The organism is Kerstersia gyiorum (assembly GCF_048595715.1).
Classification (GTDB): domain Bacteria; phylum Pseudomonadota; class Gammaproteobacteria; order Burkholderiales; family Burkholderiaceae_B; genus Kerstersia; species Kerstersia gyiorum.
Genome location: NZ_CP169556.1, coordinates 3,594,399 through 3,611,853 on the forward strand (window position 1 = coordinate 3,594,399; position 17,455 = coordinate 3,611,853).

Annotated in this window: 15 protein-coding genes; 6 read left to right on the top strand and 9 right to left on the bottom strand. The window is 63.9% G+C overall.

The features are described 5' to 3' along the window. Positions 1-4: 4 nt before the first annotated feature. The 4 genes from dctP to ACEW7X_RS15725 form a co-directional block, all read right to left on the bottom strand. Entirely contained in the window at positions 5-1,075 is a 1,071-nt protein-coding gene (dctP, locus tag ACEW7X_RS15710) for a TRAP transporter substrate-binding protein DctP (protein WP_420177411.1), read from the bottom strand. Between the two features lie 90 nt (positions 1,076-1,165). Continuing rightward, the gene (locus ACEW7X_RS15715) at positions 1,166-1,906 is read right to left on the bottom strand and encodes an SDR family NAD(P)-dependent oxidoreductase (protein WP_253595032.1); all 741 of its coding nucleotides are present in this window, start codon (positions 1,904-1,906) and stop codon (positions 1,166-1,168) included. After that, positions 1,903-2,832, bottom strand: a complete 930-nt coding sequence (locus tag ACEW7X_RS15720) for an NAD-dependent epimerase/dehydratase family protein (protein WP_068367588.1) — start codon at positions 2,830-2,832, stop codon at positions 1,903-1,905. Before ACEW7X_RS15720 ends, ACEW7X_RS15715 begins: the two co-directional genes overlap by 4 nt. A gap of 113 nt (positions 2,833-2,945) precedes the next feature. Further along, positions 2,946-3,896, bottom strand: a complete 951-nt coding sequence (locus tag ACEW7X_RS15725) for a LysR family transcriptional regulator (RefSeq protein ID WP_257740142.1) — start codon at positions 3,894-3,896, stop codon at positions 2,946-2,948. A 157-nt stretch (positions 3,897-4,053) separates the two neighbouring features. On the opposite strand from ACEW7X_RS15725, the gene ACEW7X_RS15730 reads away from it, so the two are divergent. After that, on the top strand, positions 4,054-4,842 hold the full coding sequence (locus ACEW7X_RS15730; RefSeq protein ID WP_420177412.1) for an SDR family NAD(P)-dependent oxidoreductase: 789 nt from the start codon (positions 4,054-4,056) through the stop codon (positions 4,840-4,842). On the opposite strand, the gene ACEW7X_RS15735 is transcribed toward ACEW7X_RS15730, so the two are convergent. Continuing rightward, entirely contained in the window at positions 4,792-5,532 is a 741-nt protein-coding gene (locus ACEW7X_RS15735; RefSeq protein WP_420177413.1) for a creatininase family protein, read from the bottom strand. The two genes, ACEW7X_RS15730 and ACEW7X_RS15735, sit on opposite strands and share 51 nt — an antisense overlap. A 254-nt stretch (positions 5,533-5,786) precedes the next feature. Between ACEW7X_RS15735 and ACEW7X_RS15740 the strand changes: the two genes are divergently transcribed. Next, positions 5,787-6,365: a DoxX family protein gene (locus tag ACEW7X_RS15740; RefSeq protein WP_068367866.1), complete on the top strand. Its 579-nt coding sequence runs from the start codon at positions 5,787-5,789 to the stop codon at positions 6,363-6,365. Positions 6,366-6,529: 164 nt separating this feature from the next. On the opposite strand, the gene ssb is transcribed toward ACEW7X_RS15740, so the two are convergent. After that, positions 6,530-7,048: a single-stranded DNA-binding protein gene (gene ssb / locus ACEW7X_RS15745; protein WP_068367592.1), complete on the bottom strand. Its 519-nt coding sequence runs from the start codon at positions 7,046-7,048 to the stop codon at positions 6,530-6,532. Positions 7,049-7,120: 72 nt separating this feature from the next. Here ssb and uvrA point away from each other — a divergent pair, with 72 nt between their 5' ends. The 3 genes from uvrA to ACEW7X_RS15760 are packed head-to-tail and all read left to right on the top strand — an operon-like array spanning position 7,121 to position 11,809. Continuing rightward, a complete protein-coding gene (uvrA, locus tag ACEW7X_RS15750; RefSeq protein WP_068367594.1) occupies positions 7,121-9,982 on the top strand; it encodes an excinuclease ABC subunit UvrA in 2,862 nt (953 codons plus the stop codon). A 52-nt stretch (positions 9,983-10,034) separates the two neighbouring features. Continuing rightward, positions 10,035-10,934, top strand: a complete 900-nt coding sequence (locus tag ACEW7X_RS15755; protein WP_068367596.1) for a 4-hydroxyphenylpyruvate dioxygenase — start codon at positions 10,035-10,037, stop codon at positions 10,932-10,934. Beyond that, the gene (locus tag ACEW7X_RS15760) at positions 10,931-11,809 is read left to right on the top strand and encodes a sugar phosphate isomerase/epimerase family protein (protein ID WP_253100080.1); all 879 of its coding nucleotides are present in this window, start codon (positions 10,931-10,933) and stop codon (positions 11,807-11,809) included. The genes ACEW7X_RS15755 and ACEW7X_RS15760 overlap by 4 nt, the downstream gene beginning before the upstream one ends. A gap of 36 nt (positions 11,810-11,845) precedes the next feature. On the opposite strand, the gene ACEW7X_RS15765 is transcribed toward ACEW7X_RS15760, so the two are convergent. Genes ACEW7X_RS15765 through ACEW7X_RS15775 form a run of 3 tightly spaced genes read right to left on the bottom strand, consistent with a single transcriptional unit; the run spans position 11,846 to position 14,797 of the window. Continuing rightward, positions 11,846-13,024, bottom strand: a complete 1,179-nt coding sequence (locus ACEW7X_RS15765; RefSeq protein ID WP_253100083.1) for a deoxyguanosinetriphosphate triphosphohydrolase — start codon at positions 13,022-13,024, stop codon at positions 11,846-11,848. Continuing rightward, positions 13,021-14,112 carry a 3-dehydroquinate synthase gene (aroB, locus tag ACEW7X_RS15770; RefSeq protein WP_253100086.1) on the bottom strand — a complete coding sequence of 364 codons (1,092 nt, stop codon included), beginning with the start codon at positions 14,110-14,112 and terminating at the stop codon, positions 13,021-13,023. Before aroB ends, ACEW7X_RS15765 begins: the two co-directional genes overlap by 4 nt. A 28-nt stretch (positions 14,113-14,140) precedes the next feature. Continuing rightward, the gene (locus ACEW7X_RS15775; RefSeq protein WP_068367601.1) at positions 14,141-14,797 is read right to left on the bottom strand and encodes a shikimate kinase; all 657 of its coding nucleotides are present in this window, start codon (positions 14,795-14,797) and stop codon (positions 14,141-14,143) included. 125 nt (positions 14,798-14,922) lie between these two features. On the opposite strand from ACEW7X_RS15775, the gene ACEW7X_RS15780 reads away from it, so the two are divergent. Beyond that, positions 14,923-17,379 (top strand): penicillin-binding protein 1A, encoded by a 2,457-nt coding sequence (locus ACEW7X_RS15780; protein WP_083969389.1) that lies wholly within the window; start codon positions 14,923-14,925, stop codon positions 17,377-17,379. The last annotated feature ends 76 nt before the right edge of the window (positions 17,380-17,455 follow it).

Sequence of the window (17,455 nt, forward strand, 5' to 3'; positions counted from 1 at the left end):
CGGCTCAGTTCAAGGTGTAGCCAACGATGGGCGCCAGGAACTCATTGAAGTTTTTCCTGGCTTGCGGCCCAGCCCGCCCGGCCCACCAGGGCACGATGTCCTGGGAGGAAATCCGCGTCAGTTCCGGCACCCATTGAGGCTTGGCTTCAAGGGTCAGCACCATGTCCTTTTCGCGGGCATACTCAAAACCCAGCACGTCGTTGTCGCGCCCCAGCTTCCAGCCCAGGTCCGTCAATGCCGGGCCGATGTCGATGAAGATCTGCTGCAGATCCGCAGGCAGCCTGGCCCAGGAGCGTGCGCCGAGCACAATGTAGGAGCCCATGGGGGGAATATTGATGTTGGTCATGTAGCGCGTCACCTCCCACAAGCTGCTGGCCTTCACATGCTCGGTACCGGTAATGGCGCCGTCGATGATGCCGCGCTGCAACGCGGGGTACATATCGGCAGTTGTCATACTGACCGGCTCCGCCCCCAATGCCGTGAGGAAACGCGCCTGCGCTGGCGCGAAAACACGGATCTTCCGGCCCTTGAAGTCCGTCAGCGCATCCAGCGGAAACTTGGTGTACATGAACATGGTGGACCAGCAGAAGGAACTGATGACCTTTCCGCCCAATACCGATTCATGCCTGGCCACGACATTGCTGGTCCAGACATCGTACATATGGCGCGACTGATCGAAGCTGGTAGAGATACCCGGCAGGTCGCAGGCTTCTATCATCGGAAAATCGCTGGCGACGTAGCCAGGCAGCACCTCGGCCATGTCGATGACCCCGCTTTTGAGCACGCGCAGCATCTCGGAACCGCCCAGGCCCAATTCACCGATGGTGGTGATTTCTATCGCCAGTCTGCCATCGCTGCGCTGCGCCACCTGCTCCTGCAACCAGGCCCATTTCTTGTAGGATTCGCCGTTGCGATGCTGCACCACGGCCTTGAGCGTGATGGGCTTGGCCTGCGCCAGCGCCGGCAGCGACAAGCCCGCCGCCAGGCCCGCCACCGTGGCGCCGCTGCAGGTCTTGAGAAACTGGCGGCGGCCAGCCGGTGCTTCCGGCACCATGCGAAGAAGGTCTTTTTTCATGTTTGTCTCCATTGGTTTTATCGTGCACAGCGGCGGCACGCTGCCCGCCGTTGCGCCTTTGTTGCCCGGCCCGTACTCCGGCACCGGCACTCAGTACGTCGCCCTGCCCCCTGATAGATCGAAAGTCGCGCCAGTGGAAAAGGAACATTCGTCCGACGCCAGCCAAGACACCATGCCTGCGACTTCCTGCGGTTCGCCCGGCCGGCCCATGGGAATGCGCGCCAGTACCGCCGCCTTGACTTCGGGTGTCATCTGCTCGGCCAGCGCGGTCTGTATCACCGCAGGCGCAATGCCATTGACGCGTATGCCCGTGCGCGCCAACTCTTTGCCCTGTGACTTCACCAGCGCAATGACCCCCGCCTTGGATGCGGAGTAAGCCGATTGCTGCGCATTGCCCTCCTTGCCCGCAATCGAAGCGATATGCACGATGCGACCGTAATCATGCTCAAGCATGGGGGCCACGACGGCCCGCGTGCACAGGAAGGCGCTACGCAGGTTCACCGCCATAATGCGGTCCCAGTCGTCGACCGGCAGTTCATGCACCGGCAGCGAGGAACCGATCAGCCCGACGCTGTGCACCAGGATATCCAGCCGCCCCCAGTGCGCCACGGTTTGCCCGACCGCCGCGGCCACCTCGGCTTCGTCCGTCAAGTCACAGGCCAGCGCCAGGCTGCCAGGCAAACTGTCTGCCAGGACCATCACCCGCTCCACATCCCGGTCCAGCAGCGCCAGCGCAGCGCCTTCGCGCGCCAGCCGCTGCGCCACGGCTGCCCCGATACCGCCAGCCGCACCAGCCACCAGCGCGACGCGCCCACGTTTTTCCATGTTCATGCCGGTTGCTCCGGGTTGGCCGCTGGCACGGCGGCTGCGGTGCGGTAATAGGCGATGGTCTGCGCCAGCCCAGCCACCAGCCCCGTACGTGGCCGCCCCGGAAACCAGTCGTCCAGACCCGCCGCGCCTTGCCCGGCCGCAATTGGCAGGGCAGGCCCGTGCGCACTGAGGCTGGCACCCGGCACCTGTTGCCGGATGGCATCCAGCAAGGCTGCAACAGCTACGTCCTCGCCCCCCATGTTGAACACCTGCGCGCCCGGTGTGGCCTGCAAGGCCGCTTGCACAAAGACAGCCGCAACATCCTCGACATACACCAGGCCACAGCTGCCGGTGAAGGGGTGGCGGTATGCCTCGCCCAGGGCCGCGGCGCGGCAGGCCAATGTCGGGCCAGCACTGAGCCCCCCCTCGCGACCCGGCCCATAGACCACGAAAGGCCGCAAGCCGATACTGGAAATGCCATAGTCGCGCCAATAGGCCCTGGCCGCGCCCTCGCAGGCCAGCTTGTAGGCACCATAGAATGTGGCCGGCTGCGGCATCGTGCTGCTTTCCGGGCCGTAGACACCGGCGCTGCTGGCGTAGGCCACATGCCCGATACCGGAGCGGCGTGCCATGTCAAACACATTGAGGGTGCCGATCAGGTTGACCTCGGCACCCAGCACCGGGTCTGCCGAGCACTCCGGCGTGAGCATACCGGCCAGATGGATAACGCCCTTGCACCCTTCAGCCGCCAGCATGACTTCATCTGAGCGGCGGATATCACCCACAACCCAGACCAGGTCGCGTGCCAGCTCAGCCCCTGCCACCTGCGCCACCTTGTCGCGCGCGCCGCTCATGTCGAACACCACGGGCGTCACGCCTGCCGCCGCCAGTTGTCGCACGACCCAGGCCCCCAAAAAACCGCTGCCCCCGGTCACCAATACCCTCATAGCTGCCTCCTCGTTTTTTTGCGAATTCTAGGAAGCTGAGCCATGGCTGGCACTGGGGCAGAGGCAAAGTGCGAGTTTGCCTTTGGCAAACTTGCGCCATGCAACGCCCCGGATCAGACCGGAACAGGCGTGCGGGTGCGGTCGGCGCAAACCTCGTGCACCGCCTGGCGCAGCCAGCGGTGGCCGGCATCCAGGTGCACGCGCTCATGCCAGTACTGCATGACGGTGAAGGGGGGCACAGGTACCGGGCAGGGATGGATGCTGAGGCCAGAGCGGCGCGCCAGCGTATGGCCAGTCAGGCTGGGCACGGTGGCGATCAGGTCGCTGCTCGAAATGATCGCCGGTATTCCCAGATATACCGGGATCTCCAGTGCGACGCGGCGCATGACCTGGTGCCGCGCCAGGGCATCGGCCAGCATGGCATGTCCGGTGCCGCCGGGAATCTCGATATGGCGCGCCTGCGCGTAGGTTTCCAGATCCAACCGCTTGCCGATCTCGGGATGGTCCGGATTGACCAGGCACACCCATACCTGGTCGAACAGCGCCTGCTGGTAGAAACCGGTAGCCAGTGTAGGCACGAAGCCCAGCGCGAGGTCGGCCTCGCCGCTTTCCAGCAATCGAGGCGTTCTGGCATTGATCTTGATGGCCTTGAGCTTGACCTGGGGCGCTTGCAGCCGCAGGTGCGCCAGGATTCGTGGCAGCAAAGTCAGCATGCTGCCGTCGGTCATGCAGAGGCGGAACTGCCTCTCGGCCGTCTGCGGGTCGAAACTGCCCGGGCCGGCCACGATGCCGCGCAATGAATCCAGCGCATTACGCACCAGCGGCATCAGGGATTCGGTGCGTGGCGTCGGTTGCATGCCCCCGGGCGTGCGCACGAACAGGGCATCGCGCAGCTGCTCGCGCAAAGCTGCCAGCCAGATGCTCATGGTTGGCGCGCTCTGGCCCAACAGTTCCGCCGTGCGGCTCAGGCGCCGGGTGCGGTACAGCGTATCGAGAAAACGCAGGTATTTAACGTCGGGCAAGGACTCATCATGCTGCAGCGGCAGGCTCGTATTCGGTTTCACTGGCCATCCATCCGGAACGCATCGCGGCGCGGCCTTTTCCTGTCATCCGGCCAGGCTGCCCCTACCCACGACGCCAAAACTGGAACATGATTCAATATTGGAATGCTATTTCTATCACGGATTTCGCCCGTCCTGCAAAAAAACCAAGGAGACAACGATGCAAGCGATTTCTTCCCCTGCCGCCATCCTCATCACCGGCGCGGCCCAAGGCATAGGTTGGGCGACCGCCCGGCATATGGCGGACAGCGGCTGGCGGGTAGGCATACTCGACCTGGACGCCGCCCAGGCCAGCCAATGCGCCGCTGAACTGGGGCCCGCCCACCTGGGGCTGGGCTGCGACGTCAGCCAGGAGGACAGCGTGCGCGACGCCGTGGCAGCTGCCATTGCGCATTTCGGGCGTATCCATGCCTTGATCAACAACGCCGGCATAGGCGAACAGGTCGCGCCCACGCTGGAACAAAGCGCCGCCGGCTTCAACCACCTGCTTTCGATACACCTGGGCGGCGCCTTCTTGATGAGCCAGGCCGTCGCCGCCCATATGCTGCACCAGCAAGCGGATGCGCGCGGCAACCGGGGAGCCATCGTCAATACCGGTTCTATTGCCAGTTTCGTCGGCATTCCCGCCCGCAATGCATATAGCGCCGCCAAGGCCGGGATTCTCGGCATGACGCGCGCCATGGCAGTCGAATGGGGCAACCAGGGCATACGCGTCAATGCCATTGCCCCTGGCTATGTCACCACCGCGCTGACGCTGGCCCTGCAGGACAAGGGGGCACTGGATATGCAGGCCATTGCCCGCCGCACGCCCCTGGGTCGCCTGGGCGAACCCGAGGAAATCGCCGCTGCGGCCGCCTTCCTGGTATCGCCAGCGGCCAGCTACATTACCGGCACGACCCTATCGGTCGATGGCGGCTGGGCCGTCAAGGGGACACCCGACGTGCTCTAGCGCCGACAAGATCTCACCTGCCAGCAGCTCTGCCATTTTTTCCAGCAGCAGCCGGCCTTTCCTGGCTGTCGCCCTCGACGGGAAACCGATCACGCCCTGCTCGGCATAGTGGCGCATGCCATGGAACGTCAGCAAGGGCCGGTTCGGCGCGGCATGGTCCTGGATCAGATCCACGCGCACCGCCTGAGGCCACAGATGCAGCAGCAGGGAAGTTTCGATCTCGCCGCCATGCATGTCGGCGCTCGGGCTGCTTTCCACGCCGGCATGGGCCACTGCCGCTTCCCAATGCTGGCGCGCTGGCAACAGCAGCATGCGCGGGCGCCTCACGTTGCGTTCCTGCGCCACATTGGACAAGACATAATTGCCGCCATGGCAATTCAGCACGACCACCAGGCCAAACCCGGCCTGCTCCAGGGAATCGGCCATGTCATGGACCTGCATCGCCAGCGTCGTCGCCGACACCGAAACCGTACCCGGAAACCCGGCATGTTCATGCGAGCAGCTGACCGTCACCGGGCTGACCAGCATGCCGCCGGCGCGCTCGCAGACCGCCTGTCCGATGGCCTGGGCAATCAGGGTATCGGTCGTCACCGGCAGATGAGGGCCGTGCTGCTCGAAGGCGCCTACCGGAATCAAGGCAAAGCGCGGTGCGCGGGCGGCGATATCGGCACTGCTCAATGTACTTATCATTTTTAACCATATAGTAGGCATGTCACGACCATGGCCATGGCATGCACGGTTGCGCCCCCGGGCCAGCCGATGGTGGCGGGACGAAGCAGCCTGCACGCCGCCATTGTCCGGCAACAGCCTTGCCGGCAGGCATGTATTCATGCGCAACTAAAGCTTGCGCTTTGGCAAATGATCCTCAATCATTATAAGAATTGCAGCAACAACGGCGGGATACTCTGCCGCTGGTCGATTCCTTCCTTCATACCGAGAGTTCCATGAAAACACCGCTGGATTTCAATACCTCGCCAGACCAGCTGATTATCCCCAAACTATCTGGTTTCTATAACCAGTTCGCCCAGCCCCTGGGCTGGCTGCTGCTGCGCGTCGCGCTGGGCGGCTGGCTGCTGATCGAAGGCTGGCCCAAGATCCTGGACCCGCTGGGCCAGGTGGGCTTTGTCGAAAACATTGGCTTTCACCCCGGCTGGCTGTTTTCACCGCTCCTGGCCATTGTGCAGGTCGTGGGCGGCATTGCCATCCTGCTCGGGTTCTATACCCGGGCCTTCGCGCTGGCCAATGCCGTCATGCTGTTCACGACAGTCTGGTACCACCTGCACTTCCCGTATGACGCCGAACCGCTGCTCAGTCCGGACGGCATCGCCGCCATCAAGGAAACCGCCACGCTGGTCACCGCCAACGGTGCGCGGCGCCTGGCCGATGGCGGTGCCGCCCTGCTTTCGACGCTGCAACACAAGGCCGTCCAGCTATCCAGCCTCTGGGCCTTCGGCTGCCTGTTCTTCGCAGCCTTCGGTGGCGGCCTGATTTCCCTGGACCGGAAACTGCGCAAGACGTTCTGAGCGCCAACTGCCCAGACTTTGATACAAAAAACAGACAGGCCGGCACAAGGCCGGCCTGCAGCGGCCGCTTCTGCGACCGTGGCACTGCATGACATCCGCAGCGGCGCCTGGCAGTCTGGCTCCCGCGACAGGAGCCTACCGCCGGCAGCACGCCACGGCCATCCTCAGAACGGAATATCGTCGTCCATGTCCGCCAGGTTCGCCGCCTGGCTGGGACGCGGTGCGGATTGCTGCGGCGCCTGGCGCTGTTGCGGCACCTGGCGCGGTGCGGGCGCCGAATCACCATAATCGGAACCACCGGAACGGCCACCACCATAGCTGCCGCCAGCACCACCGGCACCGCCGTCTTCACGGCCACCCAGCATCTGCATCTGGTCCGCCACGATTTCCGTGGTGTAGCGCTCGATGTTGTCCTTGTCCGTCCACTTGCGGGTTTTCAGGCGGCCTTCGAGATAAATGGAACGCCCCTTGCGCAGGTATTCACCGGCAATTTCGGCCAGTCGGCCGTAGAACACCACGCGGTGCCATTCCGTTTCCTCGCGGCGGTCGCCGCTTGCCTTGTCCTTCCATTGAGAAGTCGTTGCCACGGATACGTTGCAGATTGCCGCGCCATCCGCGCTGTAGCGGACTTCGGGGTCGCGCCCCAGGTTGCCCACGATAATGACCTTGTTGACCGACGCCATGCCGTTCTCCTCTACGTACTACATTGAAGGGCGCTATAGTACCAAGTTGGCCTACGCATCTGTGACTACCGGATGGATGAAATTCGCATACGCGGCGCACGCACCCATAACCTGAAAAACATTTCCCTGGACCTGCCTCGCCACAAGCTTGTGGTGATGACGGGCGTCTCGGGTTCGGGCAAATCTTCCCTGGCTTTCGACACCTTGTATGCCGAAGGCCAGCGGCGCTACGTCGAAAGCCTGTCGGCCTACGCGCGCCAGTTCCTGCAACTGATGGACAAGCCGGACGTCGACCTGATCGAGGGACTGTCGCCCGCCATTGCCATCGAGCAGAAATCCGCAGGCCACAACCCGCGTTCCACCGTCGGCACGGTAACAGAAATCCACGACTATCTGCGCCTGCTGTATGCCAGAGTTGGCACACCTTATTGCCCCGAACATGGCGAGCCGCTGGAAGCGCAAAGCGTCGCGCAGATGGTCGATGCCGTGCTCGCCATGCCGGAAGAAAGCCGCATCGCCATTCTCGCGCCCGTGGCACACGACCGCAAGGGCAGTTTCGAAGCCGAATGTGCCAATCTGCAAGCTCAGGGGTATGTACGCCTGCGTCTGGACGGCGAGATGACGGACATCGACTCCATGCCGGCGCTGGACCCCAACACCCGCCACAGCCTGGATGTCGTGGTGGACCGCCTGCGTGTACGCGCAGGCGTGCGCTCGCGCCTGGCCGAAAGCCTGGAAACCGCGCTGGCGCTGTCCCAGGGACGCATCCTGTTGCTGGATATGGACAACAATGCCGAACAGGTATTTTCCAGCCGCTATGCCTGTCCCGTCTGCAGCCGCGGGCTGACAGAACTGGAACCGCGCCTGTTCAGCTTCAACAACCCCATGGGTGCCTGCCCCTGCTGCGATGGGCTGGGACAGGTCGGCGTGTTCGATGCCAAGCGCATCGTCGCCTTTCCCGAACTGAGCCTGGCAAGCGGCGCCATCAAGGGCTGGGACCGGCGCAATGCCTTTGCCTTCAATATGCTCAACAGCCTGGCGACGCATTATGGCTTCGACCTGGAAACCCCGTTCGAAGCCTTGCCAGAAGACGTCCGCGGGATCGTGCTGAACGGTTCCGGCAGCGAAGAAATCGAATTCGCCTATCTTAACGAGAAAGGCCGCAGCACTGTGCGCCGCCATCCGTTCGAAGGCATTATTCCCAACCTGGAACGGCGCTGGCGCGAAACCGATTCATCGGCCGTCCGTGAAGAGCTGGAAAAATTCCGCAGCATCCAGACCTGTCCGGAATGCGGCGGCTCGCGCCTGCGCGCCGAGGCCCGTCATGTCCGTATCGGTCATGACATGCCGCCAGGCGAACGCCTGGGCCAGGAAACCGGCCTGGCCATCTACGAGGTAGAAGCCATGCCGCTGGCCGCCTGCCAGAACTGGTTCGACAACCTCGCGCTCGAAGGCGCACGCCAGGAAATCGCCGCACGCATCGTCAACGAGATCAGCGCCCGGCTGCGCTTCCTTAATAATGTCGGCCTGGGGTATCTGTCCCTGGATCGCAGCGCCACCACGATTTCCGGCGGCGAGGCCCAGCGCATCCGTCTGGCCAGCCAAATCGGCTCCGGCCTGACCGGCGTCATGTATGTGCTGGACGAACCCTCCATCGGCCTGCACCAGCGCGACAACGACCGCCTCATCAGTACGCTCAAGCACCTGCGCGACCTGGGCAATAGCGTCATCGTCGTCGAACACGACGAAGACATGATCCGCGAGGCTGATTGGGTCGTGGACATGGGACCGGGCGCAGGAGAGCACGGCGGCACGGTCACGGCCCAGGGCACGCCCGCCGACATCCAGACACAGCCCGCCTCCCTGACCGGCCAGTATCTCAATGGCACGCGTGCAGTGGCTGTCCCGCAGCGCCGTGCCGTGGATGACGATACCCGCTGGCTGGAACTGTCGGGCTGCACCGGCAACAACCTGAAGAATGTCGACCTGCGCCTGCCCGTGGGCAAGCTCGTCTGCGTCGCAGGGGTTTCCGGTTCCGGCAAATCCACGCTGGTCAACGACACCCTGGCCCGCGTGGCGGCCATGGCATTGAACCGTGCCCAGGAAGAACCTGCCCCCTATGCGGCCATCACCGGCCTGGAGCACTTCGACAAGATCATCACCGTCGACCAGAGCCCGATCGGCCGCACCCCGCGCAGCAACCCGGCCACCTACACCGGCCTGTTCACGCCCATGCGCGAACTGTTCGCCGGGGTGCCTGAGTCGCGGGCACGGGGCTACGACCCCGGCCGCTTCAGCTTCAATGTGAAGGGCGGCCGCTGCGAAGCCTGCCAGGGCGACGGCGTGGTCAAGGTCGAAATGCACTTCCTGCCGGATATGTACGTGCCTTGCGACACCTGCCAGGGCAAGCGCTACAACCGTGAAACCCTGGAAATCCGCTATCGCGGCCGCAACATCAGCGAAGTGCTGGACCTGACCGTGGAACAGGCACTGGAATACTTCGAAGCCGTCCCGGCGATTGCCCGGCGGCTGCAAACCCTGGCGGACGTCGGCCTGTCCTATATCCGCCTGGGACAAAGCGCCACTACGCTGTCGGGCGGCGAAGCCCAGCGCGTCAAGCTCTCGCTGGAACTGGCGCGGCGCGGTACCGGCAAAACCCTGTACGTCCTGGACGAACCCACCACCGGCCTGCACTTCCAGGATATACAGATGCTGCTGCAGGTACTCAACCAGCTGGTCGAGGCAGGCAATACCGTGCTGGTGATCGAACACAATCTCGATGTCATCAAAACAGCGGACTGGGTGATCGACATGGGGCCGGAAGGCGGCCAGGGCGGCGGGCGGATTGTGGCCCAGGGCACGCCGGAAGCCATCGCAGCCACGGACAGCCCCACGGCCCCGTATCTGCAACGCGTGCTTTCCATGGCAATATAGTGCTGGCTCGCACCCGCCAGCCCCCTCTCATTCGCAACAGGAGTTTTACCCTATGAACGGTATTTCGGATCGTGAAGCCATCGGCGAGCTGCGCAATACCCTGGGGCTGGATTGCGTTGAGTTCATCGAATACGCCACCACCCGCCCGCAGGCTTTCGGGCAGCTGCTGGAAAAACTGGGCTTTCACCTTGCCGGACGCCACCGTTCCCGTGAAGTCCTGCTGTACCGCCAGGGCGGCATGAACGTCATCGTCAACGCCCATACCCAGGAAGGCCTGAGCACCGCCTATCCGTCCGCCATGCCAGAGATCGCGGCCATCGCCTTCCGCGTGCGCGACGCAGGCGCCGCCTGGCGCGCCGCCACGGCACGTGGCGCCTGGCCTGTCGCCCCCCAGGTCGAAGCCATGGAGTTGAATATTCCCGCCATTCGAGGCGTAGGCGCCAGCAAGATCTATTTCGTCGACCGCTACGAGGAATTCTCCATCTACGACGTCGACTTCGTTCCCGTCGATGTACCGGCGGCACGCCGCCCGCTGGCCACGCCGCTGCGTTTCTTCGGCATCGTGCAGTATGTCGGCATCGGCCGCCTGGACGACTGGATCGCCTTCTACGAAAACCTGCTCGACTTCAGCGCCCTGCCGCCGGGCACGCGCTTTGGCAACCTGCCCAGCGGACGGGTCCTGCAAAGCCCCTGCCGCCGCTTTTTCCTGCAATTGATAGAACCCACGCCGGACGCCGCCAGTGCCCACCCGGTGGAACAGCTGCACCGCCTGGCCTTCGCCACGCCAGACGTCCTGGCCAGCGTGGCGGAAATGCGCCGCAACGGCCTGGATTTCGTGGAGTCCTCGCTGCTGCACAGCGATGAACGCGGCGCATTGACCCAGGCCTACCTGGATGGCGTGCACTTCGAATTGGTGCGAGAGCTGGAAGACAGCCCGGGAGCGGCGTCATGAACATCGGACAATTCGGCATAGACAGCGTTTCGCTGGCCGGACCGCTGCAGGCCCGTCTGGCTGCCGCACAGGCCAGCGGCTTCACCCGCATCAGCCTGTCCGCCCGTGACCTGGTCGAGCATCCGCAGGGGCTGGACGACGCCATCGGCCTGGTACGCCGCAGCGGCCTGGAAGTCAACGCCCTGCAGGCGCTGCGCGACTACGAAGGCCTGCCCGGCCTGTTGCGCGAATACAAGACGGACATCGCCAAGCATCTGCTGGAACTGTGCCAGGCGCTGGATTGCCGGGTGCTGATTGCCAGCGCCTCTACCTCAGGCCATGCCAGCCAGGACCAGGACATCATCGCCACTGACCTGCGGCGACTGGCCACGCTGGCCATTCCACTGAACATACGTATCGCCTATGAAGCCATTTCCTGGGCGCGCACCGTCAACGATTACCGCCTGGCCTGGGATATCGTCGAAGCAGCAGACAGCCCCAACCTCGGGCTGGTGCTGGATTCATACCATATCCTCGCAACAGCCACGCCGCTGGCCGCCATCAGCGACATTTCCCCGGAAAAAATCTTCCTCGTCCAGTTGGCCGATTTTCTCTGGCACAGTGTCGATACGGCCAGCGAGCGCCGCGCCGCTGCCCGCCACTTCCGCGTGTTTCCCGGCGAAGGCCCGCACAATGCCCAGTTGACGGACATCGTGATGCGGCTGCACGAAATCGGCTACACCGGTCCGTACAGTTTCGAAGTATTCAATGATGATTACCGCCAACTGCCGGCAGACCTGGTGGCGCGCCGCGCCTACCGTGCCGCGGCCTGGTTGAGCGAAGCCGTGCTGCGGCAATCGGCCCCCATGCCGGTATTCAACCGCAACGCGGGTTGAAACGCCGCAGGCGGCTGCCGGGCAGCCCTGCCCGGCTTACTCCACCCTGCGCATATCGAACAACCGTTCATGCTCGCGCATGGCATAGCGGTCCGTCATTCCAGCGATGTAATCAGCAATGGCGCGGGCCTGCTCTGCCTTGCCCTGGCGCCGGTAATCCGGCGGCAACAGGCGCGGGTCATCCAGGAAGGCAGCATAAAGCTCGCGCACGATGCGGCGCGCCTTGCCCGTCATGCGCATGACCTTGTAGTGCCGGTAAAGGTGCTCGAACAGAAAGCGCTTGAGTTCATCGCTATCGCGCCGCAATGCCGGTGAAAAGCCCGCCAGCAAGGGCGCGGCGCGTACGGCTTCGATGGAGTCCGGCGCATGTTCGGCAATGCGCCCGGCCGTCGCCACCGTGAGATCCAGGATCAGGGTGCCTATCATCTGCCGTATGGTTTCAGCCACCAGCCGCCGCTCCGGCAAATCCGGGTAGCGCGCGCAGGCTTCGGCATAATGACGTCCGAATACCGGCACTTCGCGCAACTGCGGCAACTGCACCAACCCGGAACGCAGGCCGTCGTCGATATCGTGGTTGTTATAGGCGATTTCATCCGCCAGATTCGCCAGTTGGGCCTCCAGCGAAGGTTGCGTTCGATCCAGGAAACGCTGGCCGACCTCGCCCAGTTGCCGCGCATGCGACACCGAGCAATGCTTGAGAATGCCTTCACGGGTTTCGAAGCAGAGGTTCAGGCCCTTGAATTCCGCGTAGCGTTCTTCCAGCTCATCGACAACCCGCAGGCTTTGCAGGTTGTGCTCGAAACCGCCCGCCTCCGGCGAAAGCTCGCGCATGCAGGCATTGAGTTCATCCTGCCCGGCATGGCCGAAGGGCGTATGCCCAAGATCGTGCGCCAGGGAAATGGCCTCGATCAGGTCTTCATTGAGATGCAGGCTGCGCGCCAGCGTGCGGGCGATCTGCGCGACCTCCAGGCTATGCGTGAGCCGGGTGCGGAACAGGTCACCCTCGTGATTGATGAAAACCTGGGTTTTGTATTCAAGCCTGCGAAATGCGCCGGCGTGGATAATGCGATCGCGGTCACGCTGGAACTCGGTGCGGTTCGATGGCGGGGCCTCGGGCACCCGCCGGCCACGCGTTCGGCCAGGGTCGCACGCATAGGCGCCCAGGCCGTTGGCGCCCGGCGCGGGCAACAGCCTGGCCAGGCGCTCGGCGCTCACGCCAGCGCTCCGTCGGCCACGGTACGCGAAAGTACGGCGCGCACGGCTCCGTCCGGCGCGGTGCGCGTAACGGCCCGCCCGATTTCCGGCGTCAGGACGAAACGGATTTCACCGGCCGCCGCCTTCTTGTCTACCTTCATCAGATCGAACCAGCGCTGCTCGCCCAGGTCCGGTGCCTGCACCGGGCAACCCAGCGCAGCCACGACCTGGCGCACGCGCTCGACATCCGCACGCGGCAGCCCTTCCACCTCGGCAGACAGCTCGGCCGCCTGCACCAGCCCGCAGCCCACAGCCTCGCCGTGCAGCCACTTGCCGTAGCCCAGACCAGCCTCGATCGCGTGCCCGAAGGTATGCCCCAGGTTGAGGATGGCCCGCAGGCCCGATTCCCGTTCATCCTGCGACACCACCCAGGCCTTCAGCTCGCAGGAGCGGCGAATGGCGTAGCCCATGGCCTGCGGCTCCAGCGCGCGCAGGGCCTGGGCGTTCTGCTCGCACCAGTCAAAAAATTCGCGGTCCAGGATCAGGCCGTACTTCACCACTTCCGCCAGACCGGCTGAAATTTCCCGGGCTGGCAGGCTGCGCAGCACGTCAGTGTCAATCTCCACCGCCACCGGCTGGTAGAAAGCGCCGATCATGTTCTTGCCCAGCGGATGATTGATGCCGGTCTTGCCACCCACCGAGGAGTCCACCTGTGCCAGCAAGGTGGTGGGCACCTGCACGAAACGGATGCCGCGCATGTAGGATGCCGCCGCGAAACCGGCGATATCGCCCGTCACCCCGCCCCCCAGGGCCACGATGACGGCGCGCCGATCGCATTTCTGGCGCAGCATGGCGTCGAAGATCAGTTGCAGCGTTTCCCAGGTCTTGTATTGCTCCCCATCGGGCAACATCACATCGAACACAGGCTTGCCGCTGGCCGCCAGGGCCTGGCGCACGCGGTCGCCATAAATCGCGTCTATGGTGGGGTTCGTCACCAGCGCCACGCGCGTCGCGTCCGCCGGAATCGCCGCCGCCAGGGAGTCCAGGCGACCCGGCGCAATGGTGATGGGATATTGGCCCCCAGGGGTATCAACGGTAACGACGTTCATGTGCTCTTCTCAATGACAGTTCTGTTCTTTACTCGCGGCCAGGCGCCGGGCCGGCCTGGGCGCTGGCGGGCGGGGCCAGGCTGATTTCCTTTTCGATATTCTGCAACAGCGGCACCAGGTTCTTCAGAACCTGGGAAATCGAGACGCTGCCGGTATCGACGACGATATCTGCCACTTCCTCGTAGATGGGCTCGCGCCGGGCCAGCAAGTCGCGCAGCGTCGTGCGCGGGTCGCTGGTCGCCAGCAACGGTCGGTTGCGGTCCGAGCAGGTGCGGCGCCACAACTCATCGACGGATGCGCGCAGATAGACGACAATACCCCGCTGCCTGAGCAGCGCACGGTTTTCCGGCGCAACCGGCGCGCCACCGCCCGTCGCCAGGATGATGCCACGCTGACGCGTGCATTCTTCCAGGGCCGCGGTTTCGCGCCGCCGGAAACCAGCTTCACCTTCAATCTCGAAAATGACGGGCACGCGCACGCCGCAGCGGGCTTCCAGTTCATGGTCGAGGTCGAGAAAATCCCTGCCGCAGGCACGCGCCAGCCGCTTGCCTATGGTGGTTTTGCCCGCGCCCATCATGCCTACCAGAAAAATCGGCAGGTCATGATGCAACCAAGTTACGCGTTCGCCATCTAAGGATGAAGCCGCCGGTGACGAATCCGGTGGCAAGGAAGAAATTGCATTCATTCGCACATTATCCCATCGCGGCGTGCGTCGCGGGGGCTAAACTGCGCGATCGGGACAGCATATTCCGGGCGCCGTAACGAAAATTTGCCCGTCCTGTCGTCGCCTGCCCTTTAAAATCCCCGGTCATGAGTAAAACCGCCACTTCGAAATCCCCCGACAAGCCCCGCCGCAAGTTTTCCCTGGGCCGTTTCCTGATGAAAACAGCTGTGCTCTGCGCCGGCCTGGGCGTGGCTGTCGCGCTGCTGGTCGGCCTGGCGCTGGCGCTGGCCTGGCCCAACTTGCCAGAATTGCACGCGATGACCGATTACCGGCCGCGCGTGCCACTGCGCGTCTATACCGCGGACAACGTCCTGATCGGCGAATTCGGCGAAGAACGCCGCAATGTGCTGCGCATCGACGAAATCCCGGATGTCATGAAATCCGCCGTACTGGCCGCAGAAGATGACAACTTCTACCATCATGGCGGCATTGACTGGCGCGGCGTGGCACGCGCAGGCCTGACCAACATGCTCAGCATGTCCAAGAGCCAGGGTGCCAGCACGATCACGATGCAGGTCGCGCGCAACTTCTATCTGTCATCCGACAAGACCTATTCGCGCAAATTCTACGAACTGCTGCTGACGTTCAAGATCGAGGCCAACCTGACCAAGGATCAGATCCTCGAGCTGTACATGAACCAGATCTATCTGGGCCACCGTTCCTACGGCTTTGCCGCCGCCGCACGGACCTACTTCGGCAAACCGCTGTCGGAAATCACGACGGCGGAAGCCGCCATGCTGGCCGGCATTCCCAAGGCGCCGTCGCGCATCAACCCGATCGCCAACCTGGCCCGCGCCACGACACGCCAGCATTACGTGCTGAACCGCATGCGCCAGCTCGGCTACATCACCGAGGCCGAATACCAAACCGCCATGGCGCAGCCCATTGAGCTGCGCTCCATGCAGGGTTCGCGTTCCGGCGGTTACGCCGTGCACGGTGAATATGTGGCCGAACTGGCCCGCCAACTGCTGTTCGACATCTACCAGGACGACCTGTATGGCCGCGGCCTGAATGTCTACACCACGGTAACCTCGCAGGAGCAGGAACAGGCCTACCGCGCCTTGCGCAACGGCGTGCTCGATTACACCCGCCGCTCGCGCTACCCCGGCCCCGAAGCCCAACTGGACCTGCCGGAAGGTCTGGAAGACAATGCCACGGCATTCGACGAATTCCTCGACGGCGTGATCGAACAGTACCCGGACAGCGATGACCTGCTGACCGGCGTGGTGCTGTCCGCCAGCCCGACGGAAATCCGCGTGGCACGCAATGCCGCGGAAATCCATACGATCACCGACAAAAAAACGCTGGCCATCGTCGCCCGCGCGCTGTCGAGCACCGCCAAGCCTGAAGAACAGTTGCGCCGTGGTTCGGTCGTGCACCTGCACAAGAATGGCGACGGCTGGGAAGTGATCAACATGCCAGCGGTGCAGGCGGCTTTCGTCGCACTGTCGCCGGATGATGGCGCCATTCGCGCCATGGTCGGCGGCTTCGACTTCGACCGAGGCAAATTCAACCGCGTGACGCAAGCCTGGCGCCAACCGGGCTCGGTCTTCAAGCCCTTCATCTATGCCGCCGCGCTGGAACGCGGTCTGACGCCGGGCACCCAGGTTTCCGACCAGCCGTTCACGCTGACGGCCGCCCAGACCGGCTCACGCCCGTGGAATCCCAAGAACTACGGCGGCGGCTACGAGGACATGCTGACCATGCGTACCGGGCTCTACAAGTCCAAGAACATGGTTTCCATCCGTATCCTGCAGGCCATTACCCCGGCTTACGCGCAGGAATACATTGCCCGCTTCGGTTTCGACCCGGCCCGCCATCCCGCCGTCCTGCCCATGGCGCTGGGCGCCGGTGCCGTAACGCCGCTGCAGTTGGCCAGTGCCTACTCGGTCTTCGCCAATGGCGGCTACCGTGTCGAGCCCTACCTGATTCAGCGCGTGACCGACAGCGAAGGCAAGATTCTGATGCGTGCCAACCCGGCCGTCGCCGGCGATGTGCAGGCCCGCGTGATAGACCCCCGCACAGCCTATGTCATGGACGACCTGCTGCGTGGCGTCGCCACTTCGGGCACGGCGGCCCGCGCACGGGCGGCGCTGCACCGCAACGACGTCGGCGGCAAGACCGGCACCACGAACGAATCCCACGACGCGTGGTTCGCCGGCTATACGCCCCACCTGACCGGCATCGCCTGGATGGGCTTTGACAACCCGCGCTCGCTGGGCTCGCGTGAAACCGGTGGCGGCGTCGCCATGCCGATCTGGGTCAGCTTCATGTCGCAAGCGCTCAAGGGCAAGCCGGAAAGCCGCCTGTCCAAACCCGATGGCCTGATCTTCGAGAACGGCGACATCTACTTCGCAGAGTTCCCGCCAGGGCAATCCATTGCCAGCGTCGGCCTGCCGACGCCGGACACCCTGGGCGAGTTCCTGATGAACCTGCCGACGGCCGAGGGCGAAGCCATTCCCATCCATGCGGATACGAACCAGCCCTCGATGAGCAATGACGAACTGGGCCAGTTGCTGAACCGCCTGGAACGCAACAACTGATGACGGACCTGTTCTGGCGGCGGCACAGCCTTGCCGCCAGAACACAACGGGCCACCATGACGCCAGAAATGGCGCC